Below are 22,395 nucleotides of genomic sequence, written 5' to 3' on the forward strand. Positions count from 1 at the left end.
CTGCGCTGGCAAATGCAGCCTGACAAGGGCGGGGAAGGTTTCGGACGACTGTGGCCCTGCCGACTCAGTCAGCGGGGCCAGGCCGGATCACACCATCATCTCTTTTGTCGCGGTCAGCTTCAGTTCGGGATAGTCGCGCTGGATGCGGTCGATGTCCCATTGCAGGCGCGTCAGATAGACGATGTCGCCGTCGTGGTCGGTGGCGATATGGCCCTTGTTCACATTGATGAACCGGTCCAGTTCCGCCTTCGGCCCCGCGACCCAGCGGGCCGAGGTGAATTGCGAGCCTTCGAACCGGACGGGCAGGGAATATTCCTGTTCGATCCGGCTGGCCAGCACCTCGAATTGCAGCGCACCGACGACGCCCACGATGAAGCCCGATCCGATCATCGGCTTGAACACCTTGGCCGCGCCTTCCTCGGCGAATTGCATCAGCGCCTTTTCCAGGTGCTTTGCCTTCATCGGATCGCCCGCGCGCACGCCCTGCAACAATTCCGGCGCAAAAGAGGGGATGCCGGTGAAGCGCAGTTTCTCGCCCTCGGTCAGCGCATCGCCGATGCGCAACTGGCCATGGTTCGGGATGCCGATGATGTCGCCCGCCCAGGCCTCTTCGGCCAGCTCGCGGTCGGCGGCCAGGAACAGGACCGGGTTCGACACCGCCATCGGTTTGCCGGTGCGGACATGTGTCAGCTTCATGCCGCGTTCGAAATGCCCCGAGGCAAGGCGCACGAAGGCCACGCGGTCGCGGTGCTTGGGGTCCATGTTGGCCTGCACCTTGAAGACAAAGCCGGTGACGGCGGTTTCCTCGGGGGCGATCACCCGTTCGGCGGCCCGCTGGGGCTGCGGTTCGGGGCCGTATTCGCCCATCCCGTCCATCAGTTCGCGCACGCCGAAGGAATTGATCGCCGAGCCGAACCAGATCGGGGTCATGTGCCCTTCAAGGAACGACTGCCGGTCGAAGGCGGGCAGAAGTTCGCGCGCCATTTCAACCTCTTCCCGAAGTTTCTTCAAAAGTTCGGGCGGCACGTGATCGGCCAGCTTCGGGTCGTCCAGCCCGGTGATCTGCACGGTTTCTGCCACCTTGTTGCGGTCGGCGCGGTCCATGATCTCAAGCCGGTCGTGGAGAAGGTCATAAGCGCCGATGAACTCGCGCCCCATGCCGATGGGCCAGCTTGCGGGGGCCACGTCGATGGCCAGGTTTTCCTGGATTTCGTCGATGATTTCGAACGTGTCGCGGCTTTCGCGGTCCATCTTGTTGCAGAAGGTCAGGATCGGCAGGTCGCGCAGGCGGCAGACCTCGAACAGCTTGCGGGTCTGGCTTTCCACGCCTTTCGCGCCGTCGATCACCATGATCGCCGCGTCCACCGCCGTCAGCGTGCGATAGGTGTCTTCGGAAAAGTCGCTGTGGCCGGGGGTATCCACCAGATTGAACCGGTAGTGGCGGAAATCGAAGGACATGGCCGAGGCGGAAACCGAAATCCCCCGTTCCTGTTCCATCTTCATGAAATCCGACCGCGTGCGTCGCGCCTCGCCCTTGGCGCGGACCTGTCCGGCCATCTGGATCGCGCCGCCGAACAGCAGGAACTTTTCGGTCAGCGTCGTCTTGCCCGCGTCGGGATGCGAGATGATCGCAAAGGTCCGGCGGCGGGCGATTTCGGGCGGAAGCGCGGGGCGGTTGGAATGAAGCGTATCGGGCATGGGCGGGCTTTACCGCAAGGCCGCGCGCGCGTCCATGGGGTGCGCGTGAGGCGCGCGCGGGCGATCAGGCCGGGCCGGGATCGATGGCGGGATTGATGGCGGGATCAACCGGGCGAAGCGCCGCCCCTTCTGTCACCATCCCGCGCGTGATCTGCACCAGAAGATCAAGCGCCCCGGGCGTGGCGGTCCCCTGCCGCCGGGTGATGCCGACCGCGCCGGAAAGATAGCTGGCCGCATGGGGCAGGGCGATCATGGCGCCCCGGTCCAGATCATCCGCGACCACCCCGCGCGAGATGAACCACAGCGCATCCGACCCCAGCACAAGACCCCGGCCAAGCGAGGGCGCGACGGTTTCCCAGGCCGGGCGCATCCCCGCAAGGCCAAGGGCGGCAAGATAGCCGTCGACCGCTGCCCGGATCACCGCATCGGCGGGCGGCAGGATCACCGGGCAGGTGGATAGCGCCTCGGCGGGCGGCTGCGCCGCCATCGGATGCCCCCGTCGCGCGACCAGCAGGATGGGATCGTCATAGAGATGTTCAAAGCTCAGCCCGCCGATCTCGGCGGCGGCGGGCATGCGGCCGATGATCAGGTCGATCCCGCCCTCGCGTAGGCGCCGCATCAGATAGGGGTGCGGCCCGGTCTCGACCGTCAGCGTCGCGGACGGGTTCAGGTCGCGGAACCTCAGCGCGACGCGGGGGAACAGGCGGGCGGCGACGGTGGGAAGGATGCCCGCCCGGATCCGCGCCTCGCCCGTCCCGGGGTGCAGTGCATCGGCCGCAGCCTCCAGCGCCGCGATGGCAAGGCGGGCGTGGTGGCGGAACAGCGCGCCCTGTTCGGTGAGGATCAGGCGCCGCCCCTCGCGCCGGAAAAGCGGCGTGCCCAAGAGGGATTCGAGTTCGGCCAGCGTCCGGCTGAGCGCGGGCTGGGTGATGCCCTGCGATCGCGCGACCGCCGACAGGCTGCCGCTGGCGGCGATGTCCAGAAAGGCCCTGATGTGGCGGAGCTTGATGGCAGGGTGCATGACCGTTCTGTTATGGATCAATGCCCAAAATGCATTTCCGGGCCGAAACCCTGCGTGATATGTAATGCATGGGAGGATGGCCGATGCAAGTTCTGAACCGCCCTTGGGGCGCGATGCATTATCGGATCGACGGCGCCCCGACCGGGCCGACGGTGGTTTTCGCAAATTCTCTGGGCACGGACCTGCGGCTTTGGGACGGGCTTCTGCCGCGTCTGTCGCCGGGTTTGCGCATCGTGCGCTATGACAAGCCCGGTCACGGGCTTTCCGACACGGGTGGCGCGGCCAGCCTTGCCGACCTCGCCGGCGATGCCGCGGCCCTGATCGAGGCCGAGGCAGCGGGGCCGGTCCTGTTCGTGGGGCTGTCGATCGGCGGGCTGATTGCGCAGGCCCTGGCGGCGCTGCGCCCCGACCTTGTGCGCGCACTGGTCTTGTCGAACACCGCCGCACGGCTTGGCACCGCCGAAAGCTGGCAGGCGCGCATCGACGCGGTCACGGACCAGGGGGTTGCCGGGATTTCCGAGGCGATCCTCGATCGTTGGTTCGGCCCGTCCTTCCGCCGGTCGCCTGACATTGCGCCCTGGCGCAACATGCTGGTCCGCACCCCGGCCGAGGGCTATCTGGCCGCCTGCCGGGTGCTGGCCGCATCCGACCAGACCGAGGCCACGCGCGCCCTGCGCCTTCCGGTCCTCGTGATCGCGGGCAGTGAAGACGGCGCCACACCGCCCGATCTGGTGCGTGCGACCGCAAACCTTGTGCCCGGCGCCGCTTTTCACCTGATGCCGGGTCTTGGCCACCTGCCTTGCGTCGAGGACCCGGCCGCCTATGCCGCCATCCTCAACCCGTTCCTGGCGGCCAACACATGACCCGTTTGACCGACAAGGGCATGGCCACGCGCCGCCGCGTTCTGGGGGATGCGCATGTCGGCCGGGCCGAGGCCGCAAGGACCGCCTTCGACGACCCGTTTCAGGCGCTGATCACCGATGCCGCCTGGGGCCATGTCTGGGCGCGCGACACGATTTCCCTGCGCGAAAGGTCGATGATGACCATTGCGCTTCTGGCCGGGCTGGGGAACGATCACGAACTGGCGATGCACATCCGGGCCACCCGCAACACCGGCGCGACCGAGGCGGACGTGATGGAGGCGCTTCTGCATGTGGCGATCTATGCCGGAGTGCCGCGCGCCAACCATGCGATCCGGATCGCGAAAGAGACATTCGCCGCCATGGCAGAGGAGGACCGCCCTTGAAGCCCGCCGAATTCCATCAGCGCGACCGGCTCTGGCATCCGCCCGCCCACCATCCGAACTACAAGACCAGCGTTTCGCGCAGCCCGCGCCAGGCTCTTCTTTCACTGGAGGGCAGCCTTTCGGAAATCACCGGGCCAACCTTCGGGCACAATGACATCGACCCGATCGACAATGACCTGATCCGCAATTTCGCGAAATCCGGCGATCCCGTGGGCGAGCGGATCATCGTGCATGGACGCGTCCTGGACGAGAACCGCCGCCCCGTGCCGCGTACCCTGGTCGAGATCTGGCAGGCCAATGCCAGCGGTCGCTACCGCCACAAGAAGGATACCTATCTGGGCGCGCTCGACCCGAACTTCGGGGGCTGCGGGCGGACGCTGACGGACGAGACGGGCTATTACTTCTTTCGCACGATCAAGCCCGGCGCCTACCCTTGGCGCAACTGGATCAACAACTGGCGACCCGCGCATATCCATGTGTCGGTCTTCGGCAGCGCCTTTTCCCAAAGGCTGATCACGCAGATGTATTTCGAGGGCGACCCGCTGATCGCGCAATGCCCGATCGTCCAGACGATCCCGGACCCGCGCGCGATCGACCAGCTGATCGCGCCCCTGGACATGAACGCGGCGATCCCGCTGGATTGCCTGGCCTACCGGTTCGACATCGTGCTGCGCGGCCGCCGGTCCACCCTGTTCGAAAACCGGCTGGAAGGGAACTGACCATGCCGCAGCCGCTGGATTACCTGAAGGAAACCCCCTCGCAGACGGCGGGGCCCTATGTGCACATCGGGCTTGCCCCCGGTGCTGCCGGGTTTCAGATCTACGGGCGCGAACTGGGCCATGAGATCGCCGCGCCGGAGGTGCCGGGCGAACGCATCCGGGTTGAAGGTGTTGTCTTCGACGGCACCGGCGCCCCGGTCCGGGATGCGATGATCGAGGTCTGGCAGGCGGATGCGGCGGGCATCCATCCGCATCCCGAAGACCCCCGCCACGCCGATTGCGCGCCCGGCTTTCGCGGCTGGGGCAGGGTGATCCCGGATTTCGAAACGGGCCTGTGGGCCTTCGACACGATCAAGCCGGGGGTGGTCGCTGGCCGGATGGGCCGCCCGCTGGCGCCCCACATCAGCCTGTGGATCGTGGCGCGCGGCATCAACATCGGACTGGCCACGCGGATGTATTTCGACGACGAGGACAATTCCGCCGACCCGGTCCTGGCGCTTATCGAACAGGTCCACCGGCGCGGGACGCTGATCGCCCGCAAGACCGCACCCGGCCTCTACCGCTTCGACATCCGCCTTCAGGGCGAGGGCGAGACCGTCTTTCTGGACGTGTGACGCCCGTTGACCGGCCCAGGAAGGACCCCCAATGCCCGCAAGCCCCGCCGACTCCGCCCTTTATGGCCGCCTCTTTTCCGATGACGAGGTGGCGCGCCTGTTTTCCGACAGTGCCGAGATTCGCGCGATGCTGCTGGTCGAGGGCGCGCTGGCCCGCGCGCAGGGCGGGCTTGGCCTGATCCCGGCAGAGGCTGCGGCCTTCCTGCATCGGGCGGCCTACGAGGCGCAGATCGACCCGGGTGCGCTGGCGGCAGAGACGGCGGTGAACGGCGTGCCGGTACCCGCGCTGGTCGCGGCCTTCCGCAAGGCGGTTGAGGCGCCGGACCATGCGCAATACCTGCACTGGGGCGCGACAAGCCAGGACATCATGGATACAGCGCTTGCCCTGCGGCTGAAACGGATGTTCGACATTTACGATGCGCGCTTGGCCGGGCTGATCCGGGCGCTTGGCCGGCTTGCCTCTGATCACGCCGACCTGCCGATGGCCGCGCGCACCTATGGGCAGGTCGCGACCCCGACCAGCTTTGGTTGCGTGGTCGCGGGCTGGGGCTGGCCGCTGATCGCCGCGCGGCAGGGGCTTGCGGACCTGCGCGGCAAGGTGGAACGCGTGTCGCTTTCCGGGGCTGCGGGCACGCTGGGGGCGATGGGGGCGAAGGGCCCCGAGGTGCGCGCGGCGCTGGCGCAGGCTCTTGGGCTGGCCGATCCGGGGCATGGCTGGCACAGCGACCGGTCGGGCATGGCGGCGCTGGCGGGCTGGACGGCGGGGCTTGCCGGAAGTCTGGGCAAGATGGCGGAGGACCTGATCCTTGCCTGCCAGTCCGGTCTTGCCGAGGTGCGGCTGGAGGGGGGCGGCGGGTCCTCGACCATGCCGCAAAAGCAGAACCCGGTCGCGCCTTCGGTGATCGTGGCGCTGGCGCGTCAGGTGATCGCGCTTTCGGGCGTGGTGCAGGGGGCGGGGCTGCACCGCCAGCAACGCGACGGGGCGGCGTGGTTCCAGGAATGGCTGAGCCTGCCGCAGATCTGCATCCTGACCGGGCGGATCATCGCGCTGGCCGAGGCGCTGGTGCCGCGCATCGCGCCCGATCCCGTGGCGATGGCCCACGCGCTTGAGGCCGACGGGGGCGTGATCCATGCCGAGGCGATCAGCTTTGTCCTCGCCGAGACCATGCCGCGCCCCGAGGCGCAGGCGGCCGTTAAGGCGCTGTGCCTGCGCGCGCTTCAGGGCGAGGGTCGGCTGATCGGCCTCGTGACGGAGGCGCATCCGGGGCGGGACTGGACGGGCTGGCTTGAACGGCAGGGTCTGGGGCAGGCCCCGTCCGAAGCCCGCGCCTTTGCCCGCGCGGCGGCGGACGCGGCGGACAGCGGGGAAGGCACCATCGCATGACAGCGACGAAGGCAGCCGCCGGGCGTTTCCCTCGATCCGGCGGTGCTGGTCCACGGGGCGACCGGACGCCCCGAAACCGAACGGAAGTCGCTGGTGGCGAAGACGGCGACTGACAGGTCGCTTTCGGCGCATTCTTTTGTTACGATAACGATGATCTATCGTGTGACGGAAATGCGATATTGATCCGGTATCAAGCATGGCGCATTTCCGCAGATGATTCATGCGGAGAAACCGATGCGCCAGGACCAGCCCCAGCCCTCGGTCGAGGATCTGAAAAGGATCATCGACAGTCACATCCACCTTGAAGGGCCGCTTCTGCCGATCCTGCATGCGATGCAGTCGGCCTATGGTCATGTCCCGCAGGACGCGGTGCCGCTTCTTGCCGAGGCGCTGAACATCGGCCGGGCCGAAGTGCATGGCGTCATGACCTTCTACCACGATTTCCGCGAGGTGCCCGCCGGGCGCCATGTGGTCAAGATCTGCCGGGCCGAGGCCTGTCAGGCCGTGGGCGGCGAGGCGCTGGCCGAAGCGACGCTGAAGAAGCTTGGCCTTGAATGGCACGGCACGACCGCGAATGGCGCGGTCACGATCGAGCCGGTTTATTGCCTGGGGCTTTGCGCCTGCGGCCCGGCGGCGATGGTGGATGGCCGGGTGGTCGGCCGCTTGGACGGGGCACGGATGGACAGGATTCTGGCGGAGGCGGGCGCATGAAGATCTACGTTCCCCGCGATGCGGCGGCCCGGGCACTGGGGGCCGATGACGTGGCCCGCGCGATCGCGGACGAGGCGGCAAGGCGCGGCCTGACGGTCGAGATCGTCCGCAACGGCAGCCGCGGGATGATCTGGCTGGAACCGCTGGTCGAAATCGAACGGGACGGGCGGCGCCTTGCCTATGGGCCGGTCGATGCGACCGATGCGGCGGCGCTGCTGGACGGGGCCTTGCCCTGCCACGGCACGGTCGAGGATATCCCCTTCTTCGCCCGCCAGACCCGCCTGACCTTTGCGCGCGTCGGGCTGATCGACCCGCTGGACCTTGCCGATTACGAGGCGCATGGCGGCCTTAAGGGGCTGCGCCGGGCGCTGTCGATGACCCCGGCGGATGTCGTGGCCGAAGTCACCGCCTCGGGCCTGCGCGGGCGGGGCGGCGCCGGGTTCCCCACGGGGATCAAGTGGGAAACGGTGCGCAAGGCCGCCGCCGACCGCAAATACATCGTCTGCAATGCCGACGAGGGCGACAGCGGCACCTTCGCCGACCGGATGCTGATGGAAGGCGATCCCTTCACCCTGATCGAGGGCATGGCCATCGCGGGCATCGGCGTGAGCGCGGCCAAGGGCTTTGTCTACATCCGTTCGGAATACCCCGACGCGATCGAGGTGATGGAAGCCGCCGTGCGCATCGCGCGCGGGGCGGGTGTTCTGGGCGCGTCGGTCCTTGGTTCCGGTCCTGCTTTCGACATCGAGGTGCGGGTCGGCGCGGGCGCCTATGTCTGCGGCGAGGAAACCTCGCTTCTGAACTCGCTTGAGGGCAAGCGCGGGATCGTGCGCGCCAAGCCCCCGCTGCCCGCGCTCGAGGGGCTGTTCGGCAAGCCCACGGTGGTGAACAACGTCCTGTCGCTGGCCACGGTTCCGGTGATCTTCGAAAAGGGCGCGGCGCATTACGCAGGGTTCGGCCTTGGCCGGTCCAAGGGGACGATGCCGATCCAGATCGCAGGCAACGTGAAGTTCGGCGGCTTGTTCGAAACCGCCTTCGGCATGCCCCTGGGGGATCTGGTCAACGATATCGCCGGAGGCACCGCCAGCGGCCGTCCGGTGAAGGCGGTCCAGGTCGGTGGGCCTCTGGGCGCCTACATGGCCCCCGCGAAGTTCGCCACGCCCTTCGGATACGAGGAATTCGACGGGCAGGGCGGGCTGATCGGCCACGCGGGCATCGTCGTCTTTGACGACAGCGCCGACATGCTGAAACTCGCCCGCTTCGCGATGGAGTTCTGTGCCGTCGAATCCTGCGGCAAATGCACCCCCTGCCGGATCGGCAGCACGCGCGGGGTGGAAACCATCGACCGGATCGCGCGTGGCGATTCCAGCGCGATCCCGATCCTGACCGACCTGTGCGAGACGATGAAGGACGGCTCGCTTTGCGCTCTTGGCGGCTTCACCCCCTTCCCGGTGATGTCGGCGCTCACCCAGTTCCCCGAAGATTTCGCCTGCCAGAAGGAGGCTGCGGAATGAAAGATTTCATCATCCCCTGGAACGACGACCGCGATCTGGGCACGCCCGCAAAGACCGGTGCGCCCGTCACGCTGACCATCGACGGGTTCGAGGTGACGGTGCCCGAGGGGACATCGGTGATGCGCGCCTCGGCGCTTGCCGGTATCAAGGTGCCCAAACTGTGCGCCACCGACAGCCTTGAGGCGTTCGGATCGTGCCGTCTGTGCGTCGTGGAAATCGAAGGCCGCCGCGGTACGCCCGCGTCCTGCACGACACCGGTGGCGCCGGGCATGGTGGTGCATACCCAGTCGCCCAAGGTGCAGAAGATCCGCAAGGGGGTGATGGAGCTTTACATCAGCGACCACCCGCTGGATTGCCTGACCTGCGCGGCCAACGGCGATTGCGAATTGCAGGACATGGCGGGCATGGTCGGCCTGCGCGACGTGCGCTACGAACCGGGCCAGAACCATTTCGCCAAGCGCACGGCCGTGGGGGTGAACCCGCAATACATCCCGAAGGATGAATCGAACCCGTATTTCACCTATGACCCGGCCAAGTGCATCGTCTGCTCGCGCTGCGTGCGGGCCTGCGAAGAAGTGCAGGGCACATTCGCGCTGACGATCGAGGGCCGCGGCTTTGACAGCCGGGTGAAGGCGGGGGCCAAGAACGACACGTTCCTCACCTCCGATTGCGTGTCCTGCGGCGCCTGCGTGCAGGCCTGCCCGACCGGCACCCTGCAGGAAAAATCGGTGATCGAACTGGGCACGCCGGAACGGTCGGTCATCACCACCTGCGCCTATTGTGGCGTCGGCTGTTCGTTCAAGGCGGAACTGAACGGCGATCAGCTGGTGCGGATGGTGCCCTACAAGCACGGCAAGGCCAACCGGGGCCATTCCTGCGTGAAGGGGCGGTTCGCCTATGGCTATGCGACCCACAAGGACCGCATCCTGAACCCGATGATCCGCGACAGCATCGACCAGCCGTGGCGCGAAGTCAGCTGGGACGAGGCGATCGGCTTTGCCGCCAGCCGCATGCGTGGCCTGCAGGAGAAGTATGGCAGGAAGTCGATCGGCGTGATCACCTCCAGCCGCTGCACCAACGAGGAAACCTATCTGGTGCAGAAGCTGACCCGCGCGGTCTTTGGCAACAACAACACCGACACCTGCGCCCGCGTCTGCCATTCGCCCACCGGCTATGGCCTGGGCCAGACCTTCGGCACCTCTGCGGGTACGCAGGATTTCGACAGCGTCGAACAGACCGATGTGGTGATCGTGATCGGCGCGAACCCGACGGATGGCCACCCGGTCTTTGCCAGCCGCCTGAAAAAGCGGCTGCGGGCGGGCGCCAAGCTGATCGTGATTGACCCGCGCCGCATCGATCTGGTGAAGTCGAACCATATCCGCGCCGCGCACCATCTGCCGCTGCGTCCGGGCACCAACGTGGCGGTCGTGACCTCGCTTGCGCATGTCATCGTGACCGAGGGGCTGATCAATGAGGAATTCATCAGAACCCGTTGCGATTGGGACGAATTCCAGGACTACGCAGCCTTCGTTTCCGATCCCCGGCACAGCCCCGAGGCGACCGAGATGCTGACCGGCGTTCCGGCGGCGGAACTGCGCGCGGCGGCGCGGCTCTTTGCCACCGGCGGCAATGGCGCGATCTATTACGGTCTGGGCGTCACCGAACATAGCCAGGGATCGACCACCGTCATGGGGATCGCGAACCTCGCGATGCTGACGGGCAACATCGGCCGTCCGGGCGTGGGGGTGAACCCCCTGCGCGGGCAGAACAACGTGCAGGGCTCTTGCGACATGGGATCGTTCCCGCACGAACTGCCGGGCTATCGCCATGTGAAGAACGACGACGTGCGCGAGCTTTTCCAGCGCGTCTGGGGCGCCGAGATCGACCCCGAGCCGGGCCTGCGCATCCCCAACATGCTGGATGCCGCTGTCGAGGGCACGTTCAAGGGGCTTTACTGCCAAGGCGAGGACATCCTGCAATCGGATCCAGACACGCATCACGTGGCGGCGGGCCTGGCCGCGATGGAATGTGTCATCGTGCATGACCTGTTCCTGAACGAAACGGCGAATTACGCGCATGTCTTCCTGCCGGGATCGACCTTCCTGGAAAAGGACGGGACCTTCACCAACGCCGAACGCCGCATCAACCGCGTGCGCCGCGTGATGGCCCCGCGCAACGGTTTTGCCGACTGGGAAATCACCCAGATGCTGGCCAATGCGATGGGGGCAGGGTGGACCTATACCCATCCCGCGCAGATCATGGAGGAAATCGCGCTGACCACCCCCAGTTTCGCGGGCGTCAGCTATGAGATGCTGGAGGAAAAGGGCTCGGTCCAGTGGCCCTGCAACGAGAAGCACCCCGAGGGCACGCCCTTGATGCATGTCGACGGCTTCGTGCGCGGCAAGGGCCGGTTCATCGTGACGGAATATGTCGCGACCGACGAACGCACCGGCCCGCGCTTCCCGCTTCTGCTGACGACCGGGCGCATCCTTTCGCAGTACAACGTCGGCGCACAGACCCGGCGGACCGAGAATGTCGTCTGGCATCAGGAGGATATCCTGGAAATCCACCCGCATGACGCGGAAAACCGCGGCATCGTGGAGGGCGCCTGGGTGCGTCTGGCCAGCCGGTCTGGGGAAACGACGCTGCGCGCCCATGTGACCGACCGGGTCAGCCCCGGCGTGGTCTACACCACCTTCCACCACCCGACGACGCAGGCGAATGTCGTGACCACCGATTTTTCGGACTGGGCCACCAACTGCCCGGAATACAAGGTCACGGCGGTGCAGGTCGCGCTGTCGAACGGCCCTTCTGACTGGCAGGAGGAATATTCCGCCCAGGCCGAACGGTCGCGCCGCATCCTTCCGGCGGCGGAATAGGCGATGGCCGAACCCGTCACCAGCCTTGCAGGCCTTGCCGTCCGGGCAGCCGGGCGGCACGAGGTGACGCGCGCCTTGCCGGAGGAAACGCCGGTTGCGATGGTCTTTGACGGGACCACGCAGGCGGTGATGATGGCCACGCCCCGTGACCTGCGCGACTTTGCGCATGGCTTTGCCCTGACCGAAGGTTTTGTTTCGGATCTCGGCCAGATCGCAGAGTTCGAACTGGTCGAACACGGGCCGGGCATCGAGGCACGGTTCTGGCTGTCGGCAGATCGCTCGGCGGCGCTTGCCGCGCGCAGGCGGGCGCTGGCCGGGACGGTGGGCTGCGGGCTTTGCGGGATCGACAGCCTGGAACAGGCGCTGCGCCCGCTGCCGCCCGTGGCCGACGGGGTGCTGCTGAGCGTGGCCGAAGTGGCCGCCGCGCCCGATCTGCTGCGCGGCCATCAGCCGCTGCATGACCAGACCCATGGCGTTCACGCCGCGGGTTTCCTGCGCCCGGGTGCGGGCATCGTGACCGCGCGCGAGGATGTCGGCCGCCACAACGCGCTGGACAAGCTGATCGGCGCGCTGGCCCTGTCGGGCGAGGCCGCTTCTGGCGGGGCCATCGTCCTGACCAGCCGTGTTTCTGTCGAGATGGTGCAGAAATGCGCGATGGCAGGATGTTCCATCCTGATCGCCGTCTCGGCCCCGACGGCCCATGCCCTGCGCCTGGCGGAGGCGGCGGGGATCACCGTCGCGGCCTTTGCGCGCGGCGCAGGGTTCGACATATTTTCCAATCCGCACAGGATATTGAACGAGGTTCCTGATGTCGCCTGACAAGATGGTCCGTATGGCCAACCAGATCGCCACCTTCTTTGCCAGCCAGCCCGGCGACGAAGGCCCGTCCCGCGTGGCGGCGCATCTGAACGATTTCTGGGATCCCCGGATGCGCGCGCAGCTTGCCGCCCATGTCGATGCAGGCGGCGAGGGCCTGCATGAACTGGTGCTGAAGGCCATGGCCGAGGTGCGGGTGCCCGCGGCCTGAGCGCCGCTGCGCCGGACCGTCCGTTCCGGGTGCCAGCCTGCCGCGTCCTGCGGCACATTTCCCCATGATCGTCCGCCTTTCGGGGGGACCCGCGCGCTTCTGGCGGCCCGTCCAGGATTTCCGGGGCCGCCTGCCCTTGCGGGGGGCGGGGCGTGGCACTAAGACTTGGGTAATCCCTCGGCGGTAACGCTACGCAATGATAAAAGGCAGGTGCCATGAAAGACCCGATCGACCTTTACATGAACACGCTTGTCCCGATGGTGGTGGAACAGACCAGCCGCGGCGAACGGGCCTATGACATCTTCTCGCGCCTGCTGAAGGAACGGATCATCTTCCTTTCGGGCCCGGTGCATGACGGCATGTCCAGCCTGATCTGCGCCCAGCTTCTGTTCCTCGAGGCGGAAAACCCCTCGAAGGAAATCGCGATGTACATCAACAGCCCCGGCGGCGTGGTGACGAGCGGCCTGTCGATCTATGACACGATGCAGTACATCCGCCCCAAGGTTTCGACCCTGGTGATCGGGCAGGCGGCCAGCATGGGCAGCCTTCTGCTGACGGCGGGGGAAAAGGGGATGCGGTTTTCGCTGCCCAACAGCCGCGTGATGGTGCACCAGCCTTCGGGCGGCTATCAGGGCCAGGCGACCGACATCATGATCCACGCGCGCGAGACCGAAAAGCTGAAGCGCCGCCTGAACGAAATCTACGTCAAGCACACCGGCCAGACGCTGGAAACCGTCGAGGCCGCGCTGGAGCGGGACAATTTCATGTCGGCCGAGGATGCCAAGGCCTGGGGCCTGATCGACGAGATCCTGGAAAGCCGCGGCAAGGCCGAGCCGGAGACGAAGTGACGCCGATCGGCCCGGCCGCGCGCCGTCCGGGCCGATTTGACATTGTGAAGGGCGGGGCCTTGGCCTAGACTTCACATGATCCCCCTGCAAAGGGGGCAAGGTAGAGGATGACGATGGCGAACAATTCCGGCAGCGACAGCAAGAATACCCTTTACTGCTCGTTCTGCGGCAAGAGCCAGCATGAGGTGCGCAAGCTGATTGCAGGCCCGACCGTGTTCATCTGCGATGAATGCGTCGAATTGTGCATGGACATCATCCGTGAGGAAACGAAATCCTCGGGCCTGAAGTCTTCGGACGGGGTGCCGACCCCGCGCGAGATCTGCAAGGTGCTGGACGATTACGTGATCGGTCAGGAACATGCCAAGCGGGTTCTGTCGGTGGCGGTCCACAACCACTACAAACGTCTGAACCATTCCTCGAAGACCGACATCGAACTGTCGAAGTCGAACATCCTGCTGATCGGCCCCACGGGCTGCGGCAAGACGCTGCTGGCGCAGACGCTGGCGCGGATCCTGGACGTGCCCTTCACGATGGCCGACGCCACCACGCTGACCGAGGCGGGCTATGTAGGCGAGGATGTGGAAAACATCATCCTCAAGCTGTTGCAGGCCAGCGAATACAATGTCGAACGCGCGCAGCGCGGCATCGTCTATATCGACGAGGTCGACAAGATCACGCGCAAGTCCGACAACCCGTCGATCACGCGTGACGTGTCGGGCGAGGGCGTGCAGCAGGCGCTTCTGAAGATCATGGAAGGCACCATCGCCTCGGTTCCGCCGCAGGGCGGGCGCAAGCATCCGCAGCAGGAATTCCTTCAGGTCGACACGACGAACATCCTGTTCATCTGTGGCGGGGCCTTCGCGGGGCTGGAACGGATCATCGCGCAGCGCAACAAAGGCAGTGCGATCGGCTTCGGCGCCGAGGTAAAGAACAACGATGATCGTGGCGTGGGCGAACTGTTCAAGGAGCTTGAGCCCGAGGATCTGCTGAAATTCGGCCTGATTCCGGAATTCGTGGGCCGCCTTCCGGTCATTGCGACGCTCACCGATCTGGACGAGGCCGCACTGGTCACCATCCTGACCGAACCGAAAAACGCGCTGGTCAAACAGTATCAGCGCCTGTTCGAGATCGAGGGCGTCACCCTGACCTTCACCGCGGACGCGCTGTCGGCAATCGCCAAGCGCGCGATCAAGCGCAAGACAGGCGCGCGCGGCCTGAGGTCGATCATGGAGGATATCCTGCTGGATACCATGTTCGAACTGCCCGGCATGAGCGACGTGTCCGAGGTCGTGGTGAACGAAGAGGCGGTCAATTCCGGTGCGAAGCCGCTTCTGGTCCATACCGAGGGTAAGAAGAAGGAACCCGCCGCCGCCGGCTGATCCGGCCGGTGGGGCAGGGAACAGGCGGGCGCTTGCCCGCCTTTTTCATTTCCCCCACTCCGCTCTGGACGTTCGGCGCGGCTTGGTCCATATCAGGGCAAACCTGTTCGGAGGGGCCGATGAATTTCCTCAAGCGACTGCTGACCTGGTGGAACAGCCAGACCCTTGGCACCCAGCTTTTCACCTGGCGCAAGGGTGTGAAGGTGGGCGAGGACGAACAGGGCAACGTCTATTACGAGACCCGTGACCGCAAGCGCCGCTGGGTCATCTACAATGGCGAAACCGAAGCGAGCCGCGTATCGCCCGACTGGCATGGCTGGCTGCACTTCACCTGGGACGAGCCGCCGACCAAGGCGCCGCTGAAGCACAAGGCCTGGGAAAAGCCGCATCAGGAAAACCTGACCGGCACGCCCTTGGCCTATGCCCCTCCCGGTTCGATCCGGCGCACCGAACCCGTCGCGCGCCGCGACTACGAGGCGTGGCAGCCCGAATAATGGCCGAAAACTGGACAGAGGTTCTGGCCGGCGGGGCCGTGCTGGCGGTGGCCGTGGGCTTTCTGGCCTTCGCCTCGCAAGGTGGCATGGGCGGTACGACGGGCAGCTATGAATTGCGCGCCAGCTTCCGGTCGGCCGAGGGCATCACCGTGGGCACCGATGTGCGCCTTGCGGGTGTGAAGGTTGGTACGGTGACGGGGCTTGACCTCAATCCGCAGACCTTCTTCGCCGATGCGACCATTGCCGTGCGCAACGGCATCGACCTGCCCGACGACAGTGCGATCCTGGTCTCGCAGGAGGGGCTTCTGGGCGGCAACTTCATCGAACTGATCCCCGGCGGATCGCTCGACAATCTTTCGCCGGGCGACGAGATCGAGGATACGCAGGGCGCGGTCAGCCTTCTGGCGCTGTTGATGAAATTCGTGGGCGACAGCGCGAAGGACCAGCTTTCGCAGGATGGCGCGGCCACCGACGCCGCACCCGATCCCGGGGCGCCCTGATGCTGGCCCGGCTTTGCCTTCTGGCGATGCTGGCGGTGGCGGGGGGTACCGCAGGTGCCCAAACCGTCGTGAACGCCCCCGGCGCCAAGCTGCGCTGGCTGGACAAGATGACGGGCGAGACGGCCGATATCGACCTTCTGCCCGGGCAGGCTGCGATCAGCGGGCGGCTGACGATCCTTCTGGACGAATGCCGCTACCCCGAGGACAACCCGGCGGCCGAGGCCTTTGCCCATCTGACCGTGACCGCCGAAGGCGTGGCCGAGCCGGTGTTTTCCGGCTGGATGATCGCCTCGTCCCCGGCGCTGTCGGCGTTGGAACATCCCCGCTATGATGTCTGGGTGCTGTCCTGCCTGACGGATGCCCCGCAGATCGAGGTCGATGACACGGTCGACACCGGCGAGGACCAGATCGACCCGGTCGACGAGGAAGCCCCCGTCAACGACGGCGGCTGAGGCAGCCGGGCCGATCTCAGGCAACCGCCAGAGGTTCAAGCTCCCGCCCCGGCGGGCCGAAATCCGCCCCCCGCAGCAAGGCATCGCGCAGGCGCCGGTGATAATCGGCGCGGGTGATCTCGATCGCGCCGAGGCTGGCAAGGTGGGGCGTCAGGAACTGGGTGTCGAACAGGGTGAAACCCCCACGCCGCAGCCGCGCCACCAGATGCGTCAGTGCCAGTTTCGAGGCGTCCGTGCGGTGCGAGAACATGCTTTCGCCGAAGAAGGCCGCCCCCAGCGTCACGCCATAGACCCCGCCGGCCAGTTCCCCGTCGATCCGGATTTCCAGGGAATGGGCAAAACCCATGCGATGCAGATCGGCGTAAAGCCCGTGGATGCGGTCGTTGATCCAGGTTTCCTCGCGCGCGGCGCAGGCGCTGACCACCGCGTCAAAGGCCGTATCCGCGCTGACCTCATATCCGCCGCGCCGGATGCGCCGCGCCAGGCTGCGCGAGATGTGGAACCCGTCCAGCGGAAAGACCCCGCGCCGCCGGGGATCAACCCAATGGATCGCCGGATCGTCGCGGCTTTCCGCCATCGGAAAGATGCCCATGGCATAGGCGCGCAGCAGGATATCCGGCGTGATCTCGGGGTCGGGGTCGATCTGCATAGTCGGATACCCTGAAAGGTCGAAGGGCGCCCGAAGGCGCCCCACGGTTCAGCCGAATTGCGCGGCCAGCCATTTTTCCAGCCAGTGGATCGAATAGTCCCCTGCCTGGATGTCGGGTTCGGCCAGCAGCGCGTGGAACAGCGGCACCGAGGTATCGACGCCATCCACAATCAGTTCGCCAAGCGCGCGGCGCAGACGCGCCAGCGCTTCGGGCCGGTCGCGGCCATGCACGATCAGCTTGCCGATCAGGCTGTCGTAATAGGGCGGGATCGAATAGCCGCCATAGAGCGCCGAATCCATCCGCACACCCAGACCGCCGGGGGCGTGGAACACCTTCACCTTGCCGGGGCAGGGGGTGAAGTTCGGCAGCTTCTCGGCGTTGATGCGGACCTCGATCGCGTGGCCGTTGATTTCGAGAGCGTCCTGGGTGAAAGACATCGGCAGGCCGGCGGCCACGCGGATCTGTTCGCGCACCAGATCGACCCCAAAGATCGCCTCGGTCACCGGATGTTCCACCTGAAGGCGCGTGTTCATCTCGATGAAATAGAACTCGCCATCCTCGTAGAGGAATTCGACCGTGCCCGCGCCGATATAGTTGATCTTGGCCACGGCATTGGCGCAGATGGCACCGATCTCGGCGCGCATGGCGGGGGTGATGCAGGGGCCGGGGGCCTCTTCGAACACCTTCTGGTGGCGGCGCTGCAGCGAACAGTCACGCTCGCCCAGATGCACCGCGCTCCCCTTGCCGTCGCCGAAAACCTGGATCTCGATATGGCGGGGCCGCTGGAGGTATTTCTCGATATAGACCTCGTCATTGCCGAAGGCGGCCTTGGCCTCGGACCGTGCGGTGCGGAAGGCGACCTCAAGCTCGCTTGCATTGCGCGCGACCTTCATGCCGCGCCCGCCGCCACCCGCCGTGGCCTTGATGATCACCGGGTATCCGATCGCCTCGGCCACGCCCTGCGCGGTTTCGTAATCGGGCACGCCGCCATCCGATCCGGGCACCACGGGGATGCCCAGTTCCCTGGCGGTTTCCTTGGCGGTGATCTTGTCGCCCATGATGCGGATGTGTTCCGCCGACGGGCCGATGAAGGTGATGCCGTGATCTTCAAGCGCCTGCGCGAAGCTGGCGTTTTCCGACAGGAAGCCATAGCCCGGATGCACGGCCTGTGCGCCCGTGATCTCGCAGGCCGAGATGATCGCGGCCTTGTTCAGGTAGCTTTCGGACGAAGGCGCGGGGCCGATGCAGACGCTTTCATCGGCCATGCGCACATGCATGGCATCGGCATCCGCCGTGGAATGGACCGCAACCGACTTGATCCCCATTTCGCGGGCGGCGCGGATCACGCGCAGCGCGATCTCCCCCCGGTTGGCGATCAGGATCTTTTCGAACATGGGGAAACCTTATTCGATGATGAGAAGCGGTGCGCCGTATTCGACGGGGGTGCCGTCTTCGACGAGGATGCGCTTGACCGTGCCCGCACGGGGGGCAGGGATGTGGTTCATCGTCTTCATCGCCTCGATGATCAGGACGGTCTGGCCCTCGGCCACGGTCGATCCGACCGAAACGAAGGGCGTGGCACCCGGTTCCGCCGCAAGATAGGCGGTGCCCACCATCGGCGAGGTCACGGCGCCCGGATGCTGGGCCGGGTCTTCGACAGATGCGGCCGGTGCGGCGGCATGGGCCGCCATCGCGGCGGGCGCGGCTGCCGGGGCCATCGCCACGGGCGCGGCGGCGATGGTCGTCACCACATTCGCCTGCTTGACCACGCGCACCTCAAGGCTGTCGTCTTCGCCATACTCGCGCTTGACCGAAAGCTCGGTCAACTCGTTCTTGTTCAGAAGTTCGGCCAGCGCCTGGATGAAGGCGACGTCGGCGTCGGGGGAATGTTTGCTCATGCCATCCTCGGTTGTCATTCACTGCCGGCTTGTCACCGGGCACCGGACGGCCTGCCCGGAAACCCCTGGCGTCGCCAAGGCTGACCGCGCTTATAAGGCAAGCGGGGCGGGGTGAAAAGCGCCTGTTGCCCGGCAAGGGGGCGTCGGGAAGGAATTTGGGCGCGAGGCCGGCCACCACGGGCAAGGGCAGGGGCAGGGGGAAAATCATCGGAAAATCCGGAGGCAAATTTTCCGGCACGCTATTTTACCATTTGATAAAAAATATGACCTGTGGCAGCCTTTTCCCAATCAGATCAGAAGATGCCACAGGGAGGCACGACCTTGACCAACAGCCAGCTCACGCCCGGTGTGGTGCCGGGGCGTCTGCCCGCCGAAGCCTATCGGGACAATTTCGCCGATCACGAACCGCCGCTGGATGCGCATGAGGCGCGGGTCGCAGCCGACCGGTGCTATTTCTGCCATGACGCCCCCTGCATCACGGCCTGTCCGACATCGATCGACATTCCGCTTTTCATCCGCCAGATCGCCACCGGCACGCCCGAGGCCGCGGCCCGCACGATCCTGACGCAGAACATCCTGGGCGGCATGTGCGCCCGTGTCTGCCCGACCGAAACGCTGTGCGAAGAGGCCTGCGTGCGCGAGGCGGCCGAGGGCAAGCCCGTGGAAATCGGCCGCCTGCAACGCTTTGCCACCGACAGGCTGATGGCGAAGGGCGTGCATCCCTTCACCCGCGCGCCCGCAACCGGAAAGCGCGTGGCGGTCGTCGGCGCGGGGCCTGCGGGCCTGGCCTGCGCGCATCGCCTGGCCATGAAGGGCCATGACGTTGCCGTCTTTGATGCCCGCCCCAAGGCCGGGGGGCTGAACGAATACGGTATCGCCGCCTACAAGGCCACGGATGGCTTTGCCGCGGCCGAGGTCGAATGGCTGTTGAAGATCGGCGGCATCACGATTCACCCGGGCAAGGCGCTTGGCCGCGACATGACGCTTGCGGACCTGCGGGCCGCGCATGACGCCGTCTTCCTTGGCATGGGTCTTGCCGGGGTGAACGCCCTGCGCGCGCCCGGCGAGGACCGGGACAACGTGCGCCCGGCGGTCGAGTTCATTGCGGAATTGCGGCAGGCGGCGGATCTCTCCTCCCTCCCCGTGGGTCGTGATGTGGTGGTCATCGGCGGCGGGATGACCGCCGTCGATGCCGCCGTGCAGTCGAAACTTCTCGGCGCCGAAACCGTCACCATCGTCTATCGCCGCGGGCAGGAAAAGATGAGCGCCAGCGGCCACGAACAGGACCATGCCACCGCGGCGGGCGTGCGGATCATCCACAACGCGGCCCCGGTGGCGGTGCATGGCAATGGCGCGGTCCGCGAGGTGGAATTCGCCTATACCCAGGATGGTCCCGTCGGGCTGGAACTGCTGCCTGAAACCTTCCGGCTGAAGGCCGATCAGGTGTTCAAGGCGATCGGCCAGACGCTGGAGGGCGCGCCCGGGGACCTGGCCCTTTCGGGCGGCAAGATCGCCGTCACCGGGCCGGGCCGGACCAGCGTCGCGGGCATATGGGCCGGCGGCGATTGCGCCTCGGGCGGCGAAGACCTGACCGTGACCGCGGTCGCCGAAGGCCGCGACGCGGCCGAAGACATCCACGCATTCTTGATCGGGTAAGCGACATGGCCAACCTTGAATCGACCTTCATCGGCATCAAATCCCCCAATCCGTTCTGGCTGGCCTCGGCCCCGCCGACGGACAAGGAAGTGAACGTCCGCCGCGCCTTCGATGCGGGCTGGGGCGGCGTGGTATGGAAGACCCTCGGAAGCGAGGGTCCGCCCATCGTCAACGTCTCGGGGCCGCGCTACGGCGCGATCTGGGGGGCCGACCGCCGCCTTCTGGGGCTGAACAACATCGAACTGATCACCGACCGCCCGCTCGAGGTGAACCTGGCCGAGATCCGCCGCGTCAAGAAGGACTATCCCGACCGTGCGATGGTGATCAGCCTCATGGTGCCCTGCGACGAGGAAAGCTGGAAGGACATCCTGCACCGCATCGAGGATACCGGCGCCGACGGGGTGGAACTGAACTTCGGCTGTCCGCACGGCATGGCCGAACGTGGCATGGGCAGTGCCGTGGGGCAGGTGCCGGAATATATCGAAATGGTCACCGCCTGGGTGAAGCACTATTCGAAGATGCCCTGCATCGTGAAGCTCACACCGAACGTCACCTCGATCCTGCCGCCCGCGATGGCGGCGAAACGCGGCGGTGCGGATGCGGTCAGCCTGATCAATACAGTGAAGTCGATCACCAATGTCGACCTCGACCACTTCAGCCCCTTCCCGATGATCGACGGAAAGGGATCGCATGGTGGCTATTGCGGTCCGGCGGTCAAGCCGATCGCGCTGAACATGGTGGCCGAAATCGCCCGCCACGGCGAAACCCGCGGCCTGCCGATCAGCGGCATCGGCGGGGTGACCACCTGGCGCGACGCGGCGGAATTCATGGCACTTGGCGCGGGCAATGTGCAGGTCTGCACCGCGGCGATGACCTATGGCTTCAAGATCGTGCAGGAAATGATCTCGGGCCTGTCACAATATCTGGACGAAAAGAACATGGCGCTTTCCGATCTGGTCGGTCGCGCGGTTCCGAATTTCGTCGAATGGCAGGACCTGAACCTGAACTACGTCACCAAGGCGGTGATCGATCAGGACGCCTGCATCAAGTGCGGTCGCTGCTATGCGGCCTGCGAGGACACCAGCCACCAGGCCATCGCCATGTCGGCCGACCGCGTCTTTACCGTGAAGGATGAGGAATGCGTGGCCTGCAACCTCTGCGTCAACGTCTGCCCGGTGGAAAACTGCATCACCATGGAACAGATGCCGCTCGGCGCAACCGACCCGCGCACCGGACGCAAGGTGGCACCCTACGCCAACTGGACGACCCATCCGAACAACCCGATGGCGCGCGCGGCGGAGTAGGGAGAAGATTTTTCGTACGAAAAATCTTCGGGGGCGAAAAATCTTCGTACGAAGATTTTTCTCTCACCCCCTCCGGCTCAACAGACGATCCGGATCTGTCCGGCGTTGCAGATGATGATGAACTGCCCGGCGCATTCGAGGCAGTGAAAACCGCGTTTTCGCACCTCGTCCAGAAAGGCGGCGCGGCCGATTTCCCGGTCGACGTCCCGCACGGCGCGGCGCAGGATGCCGCCTTTTCGCGCGGCCCGGCTGTCGAAAAGCGCGGCCGCCCAGCCGGGGTTTGTCGGAGCCGGGCCGAAAGGACCGACGGGAAGGGACTTGAGGTTCGCATCAGGTGCGGGAAGGGGAAGCGGCATCTGCATGGGGGCAGGATCGCCGGTGATGGTTAAGGCGTGGTTAAG

23 protein-coding genes are annotated in these 22,395 nt (G+C 66.0%); 17 read left to right on the top strand and 6 right to left on the bottom strand.

Going from position 1 to position 22,395, the window contains the following annotated elements:
* Window positions 1-87: 87 nt before the first annotated feature.
* A complete protein-coding gene (locus E7811_RS11870) occupies window positions 88-1,698 on the bottom strand; it encodes a peptide chain release factor 3 (protein ID WP_136394877.1) in 1,611 nt (536 codons plus the stop codon).
* A gap of 64 nt (window positions 1,699-1,762) precedes the next feature.
* On the bottom strand, window positions 1,763-2,719 hold the full coding sequence (locus tag E7811_RS11875) for a LysR substrate-binding domain-containing protein (RefSeq protein WP_136394878.1): 957 nt from the start codon (window positions 2,717-2,719) through the stop codon (window positions 1,763-1,765).
* An 83-nt stretch (window positions 2,720-2,802) separates the two neighbouring features.
* On the opposite strand from E7811_RS11875, the gene pcaD reads away from it, so the two are divergent.
* From pcaD to E7811_RS11950, 15 genes are all read left to right on the top strand, one after another.
* Entirely contained in the window at window positions 2,803-3,582 is a 780-nt protein-coding gene (gene pcaD, locus E7811_RS11880; RefSeq protein ID WP_136394879.1) for a 3-oxoadipate enol-lactonase, read from the top strand.
* Window positions 3,579-3,965 carry a 4-carboxymuconolactone decarboxylase gene (pcaC, locus tag E7811_RS11885; RefSeq protein ID WP_136394880.1) on the top strand — a complete coding sequence of 129 codons (387 nt, stop codon included), beginning with the start codon at window positions 3,579-3,581 and terminating at the stop codon, window positions 3,963-3,965. The genes pcaD and pcaC overlap by 4 nt, the downstream gene beginning before the upstream one ends.
* Complete coding sequence (pcaH, locus tag E7811_RS11890; RefSeq protein ID WP_136394881.1) at window positions 3,962-4,684, top strand: protocatechuate 3,4-dioxygenase subunit beta; 723 nt, start codon at window positions 3,962-3,964, stop codon at window positions 4,682-4,684. Before pcaC ends, pcaH begins: the two co-directional genes overlap by 4 nt.
* Before the next feature lie 2 nt (window positions 4,685-4,686).
* A complete protein-coding gene (gene pcaG / locus E7811_RS11895) occupies window positions 4,687-5,298 on the top strand; it encodes a protocatechuate 3,4-dioxygenase subunit alpha (RefSeq protein ID WP_136394882.1) in 612 nt (203 codons plus the stop codon).
* A gap of 31 nt (window positions 5,299-5,329) precedes the next feature.
* Window positions 5,330-6,682, top strand: a complete 1,353-nt coding sequence (locus E7811_RS11900; protein WP_136394883.1) for a lyase family protein — start codon at window positions 5,330-5,332, stop codon at window positions 6,680-6,682.
* A 234-nt stretch (window positions 6,683-6,916) separates the two neighbouring features.
* Window positions 6,917-7,393, top strand: a complete 477-nt coding sequence (locus tag E7811_RS11905; protein ID WP_136394884.1) for a formate dehydrogenase subunit gamma — start codon at window positions 6,917-6,919, stop codon at window positions 7,391-7,393.
* A complete protein-coding gene (locus E7811_RS11910) occupies window positions 7,390-8,907 on the top strand; it encodes a formate dehydrogenase beta subunit (RefSeq protein ID WP_136394885.1) in 1,518 nt (505 codons plus the stop codon). The genes E7811_RS11905 and E7811_RS11910 overlap by 4 nt, the downstream gene beginning before the upstream one ends.
* Window positions 8,904-11,786 (top strand): formate dehydrogenase subunit alpha, encoded by a 2,883-nt coding sequence (fdhF, locus tag E7811_RS11915; protein ID WP_136394886.1) that lies wholly within the window; start codon window positions 8,904-8,906, stop codon window positions 11,784-11,786. The genes E7811_RS11910 and fdhF overlap by 4 nt, the downstream gene beginning before the upstream one ends.
* A gap of 3 nt (window positions 11,787-11,789) precedes the next feature.
* On the top strand, window positions 11,790-12,605 hold the full coding sequence (gene fdhD / locus E7811_RS11920) for a formate dehydrogenase accessory sulfurtransferase FdhD (RefSeq protein WP_136394887.1): 816 nt from the start codon (window positions 11,790-11,792) through the stop codon (window positions 12,603-12,605).
* On the top strand, window positions 12,595-12,813 hold the full coding sequence (locus E7811_RS11925; RefSeq protein ID WP_136394888.1) for a formate dehydrogenase subunit delta: 219 nt from the start codon (window positions 12,595-12,597) through the stop codon (window positions 12,811-12,813). Before fdhD ends, E7811_RS11925 begins: the two co-directional genes overlap by 11 nt.
* A gap of 215 nt (window positions 12,814-13,028) precedes the next feature.
* Window positions 13,029-13,661 (top strand): ATP-dependent Clp protease proteolytic subunit, encoded by a 633-nt coding sequence (locus E7811_RS11930; RefSeq protein ID WP_136394889.1) that lies wholly within the window; start codon window positions 13,029-13,031, stop codon window positions 13,659-13,661.
* A 113-nt stretch (window positions 13,662-13,774) separates the two neighbouring features.
* Entirely contained in the window at window positions 13,775-15,040 is a 1,266-nt protein-coding gene (clpX, locus tag E7811_RS11935) for an ATP-dependent Clp protease ATP-binding subunit ClpX (RefSeq protein ID WP_136395201.1), read from the top strand.
* A gap of 119 nt (window positions 15,041-15,159) precedes the next feature.
* Entirely contained in the window at window positions 15,160-15,534 is a 375-nt protein-coding gene (locus tag E7811_RS11940; protein ID WP_136394890.1) for an NADH:ubiquinone oxidoreductase subunit NDUFA12, read from the top strand.
* The gene (gene mlaD / locus E7811_RS11945) at window positions 15,534-16,034 is read left to right on the top strand and encodes an outer membrane lipid asymmetry maintenance protein MlaD (RefSeq protein ID WP_136394891.1); all 501 of its coding nucleotides are present in this window, start codon (window positions 15,534-15,536) and stop codon (window positions 16,032-16,034) included. Before E7811_RS11940 ends, mlaD begins: the two co-directional genes overlap by 1 nt.
* The gene (locus E7811_RS11950) at window positions 16,034-16,486 is read left to right on the top strand and encodes a DUF2155 domain-containing protein (RefSeq protein ID WP_246020410.1); all 453 of its coding nucleotides are present in this window, start codon (window positions 16,034-16,036) and stop codon (window positions 16,484-16,486) included. The genes mlaD and E7811_RS11950 overlap by 1 nt, the downstream gene beginning before the upstream one ends.
* Before the next feature lie 16 nt (window positions 16,487-16,502).
* Here the strand turns inward: E7811_RS11950 and aat are convergent, their stop codons facing one another.
* From aat to accB, 3 genes are read right to left on the bottom strand one after another with little or no spacing between them, the layout of a single operon-like run.
* On the bottom strand, window positions 16,503-17,135 hold the full coding sequence (aat, locus tag E7811_RS11955) for a leucyl/phenylalanyl-tRNA--protein transferase (RefSeq protein WP_394345619.1): 633 nt from the start codon (window positions 17,133-17,135) through the stop codon (window positions 16,503-16,505).
* 48 nt (window positions 17,136-17,183) lie between these two features.
* Window positions 17,184-18,530: an acetyl-CoA carboxylase biotin carboxylase subunit gene (accC, locus tag E7811_RS11960; protein WP_136394892.1), complete on the bottom strand. Its 1,347-nt coding sequence runs from the start codon at window positions 18,528-18,530 to the stop codon at window positions 17,184-17,186.
* A 9-nt stretch (window positions 18,531-18,539) separates the two neighbouring features.
* Entirely contained in the window at window positions 18,540-19,034 is a 495-nt protein-coding gene (gene accB, locus E7811_RS11965; protein ID WP_136394893.1) for an acetyl-CoA carboxylase biotin carboxyl carrier protein, read from the bottom strand.
* A 300-nt stretch (window positions 19,035-19,334) separates the two neighbouring features.
* Here accB and E7811_RS11970 point away from each other — a divergent pair, with 300 nt between their 5' ends.
* Complete coding sequence (locus E7811_RS11970) at window positions 19,335-20,690, top strand: NAD(P)-dependent oxidoreductase (RefSeq protein ID WP_168733014.1); 1,356 nt, start codon at window positions 19,335-19,337, stop codon at window positions 20,688-20,690.
* Between the two features lie 5 nt (window positions 20,691-20,695).
* On the top strand, window positions 20,696-21,994 hold the full coding sequence (preA, locus tag E7811_RS11975) for an NAD-dependent dihydropyrimidine dehydrogenase subunit PreA (RefSeq protein WP_136394894.1): 1,299 nt from the start codon (window positions 20,696-20,698) through the stop codon (window positions 21,992-21,994).
* A gap of 77 nt (window positions 21,995-22,071) precedes the next feature.
* Here the strand turns inward: preA and E7811_RS11980 are convergent, their stop codons facing one another.
* Window positions 22,072-22,350, bottom strand: a complete 279-nt coding sequence (locus E7811_RS11980; RefSeq protein WP_136394895.1) for a hypothetical protein — start codon at window positions 22,348-22,350, stop codon at window positions 22,072-22,074.
* Between the last annotated feature and the right edge of the window lie 45 nt (window positions 22,351-22,395).

The organism is Aliigemmobacter aestuarii (assembly GCF_004799285.1).
GTDB classification, from domain to species: Bacteria; Pseudomonadota; Alphaproteobacteria; order Rhodobacterales; family Rhodobacteraceae; genus Aliigemmobacter; species Aliigemmobacter aestuarii.

What these genes read in the sequence shown, in the direction of transcription:
- E7811_RS11870 (WP_136394877.1), bottom strand. Translation starts at nt 1,698, where the DNA reads ATGCCCGATACGCTTCATTCCAACCGCCCCGCGCTTCCGCCCGAAATC.
- E7811_RS11875 (WP_136394878.1), bottom strand. Translation starts at nt 2,719, where the DNA reads ATGCACCCTGCCATCAAGCTCCGCCACATCAGGGCCTTTCTGGACATC.
- pcaD (WP_136394879.1), top strand. Translation starts at nt 2,803, where the DNA reads ATGCAAGTTCTGAACCGCCCTTGGGGCGCGATGCATTATCGGATCGAC.
- pcaC (WP_136394880.1), top strand. Translation starts at nt 3,579, where the DNA reads ATGACCCGTTTGACCGACAAGGGCATGGCCACGCGCCGCCGCGTTCTG.
- pcaG (WP_136394882.1), top strand. Translation starts at nt 4,687, where the DNA reads ATGCCGCAGCCGCTGGATTACCTGAAGGAAACCCCCTCGCAGACGGCG.
- E7811_RS11900 (WP_136394883.1), top strand. Translation starts at nt 5,330, where the DNA reads ATGCCCGCAAGCCCCGCCGACTCCGCCCTTTATGGCCGCCTCTTTTCC.
- E7811_RS11905 (WP_136394884.1), top strand. Translation starts at nt 6,917, where the DNA reads ATGCGCCAGGACCAGCCCCAGCCCTCGGTCGAGGATCTGAAAAGGATC.
- E7811_RS11910 (WP_136394885.1), top strand. Translation starts at nt 7,390, where the DNA reads ATGAAGATCTACGTTCCCCGCGATGCGGCGGCCCGGGCACTGGGGGCC.
- fdhF (WP_136394886.1), top strand. Translation starts at nt 8,904, where the DNA reads ATGAAAGATTTCATCATCCCCTGGAACGACGACCGCGATCTGGGCACG.
- fdhD (WP_136394887.1), top strand. Translation starts at nt 11,790, where the DNA reads ATGGCCGAACCCGTCACCAGCCTTGCAGGCCTTGCCGTCCGGGCAGCC.
- E7811_RS11925 (WP_136394888.1), top strand. Translation starts at nt 12,595, where the DNA reads ATGTCGCCTGACAAGATGGTCCGTATGGCCAACCAGATCGCCACCTTC.
- E7811_RS11930 (WP_136394889.1), top strand. Translation starts at nt 13,029, where the DNA reads ATGAAAGACCCGATCGACCTTTACATGAACACGCTTGTCCCGATGGTG.
- clpX (WP_136395201.1), top strand. Translation starts at nt 13,775, where the DNA reads ATGGCGAACAATTCCGGCAGCGACAGCAAGAATACCCTTTACTGCTCG.
- E7811_RS11940 (WP_136394890.1), top strand. Translation starts at nt 15,160, where the DNA reads ATGAATTTCCTCAAGCGACTGCTGACCTGGTGGAACAGCCAGACCCTT.
- mlaD (WP_136394891.1), top strand. Translation starts at nt 15,534, where the DNA reads ATGGCCGAAAACTGGACAGAGGTTCTGGCCGGCGGGGCCGTGCTGGCG.
- E7811_RS11950 (WP_246020410.1), top strand. Translation starts at nt 16,034, where the DNA reads ATGCTGGCCCGGCTTTGCCTTCTGGCGATGCTGGCGGTGGCGGGGGGT.
- aat (WP_394345619.1), bottom strand. Translation starts at nt 17,135, where the DNA reads ATGCAGATCGACCCCGACCCCGAGATCACGCCGGATATCCTGCTGCGC.
- accC (WP_136394892.1), bottom strand. Translation starts at nt 18,530, where the DNA reads ATGTTCGAAAAGATCCTGATCGCCAACCGGGGGGAGATCGCGCTGCGC.
- accB (WP_136394893.1), bottom strand. Translation starts at nt 19,034, where the DNA reads ATGAGCAAACATTCCCCCGACGCCGACGTCGCCTTCATCCAGGCGCTG.
- E7811_RS11970 (WP_168733014.1), top strand. Translation starts at nt 19,335, where the DNA reads ATGCCACAGGGAGGCACGACCTTGACCAACAGCCAGCTCACGCCCGGT.
- preA (WP_136394894.1), top strand. Translation starts at nt 20,696, where the DNA reads ATGGCCAACCTTGAATCGACCTTCATCGGCATCAAATCCCCCAATCCG.
- E7811_RS11980 (WP_136394895.1), bottom strand. Translation starts at nt 22,350, where the DNA reads ATGCCGCTTCCCCTTCCCGCACCTGATGCGAACCTCAAGTCCCTTCCC.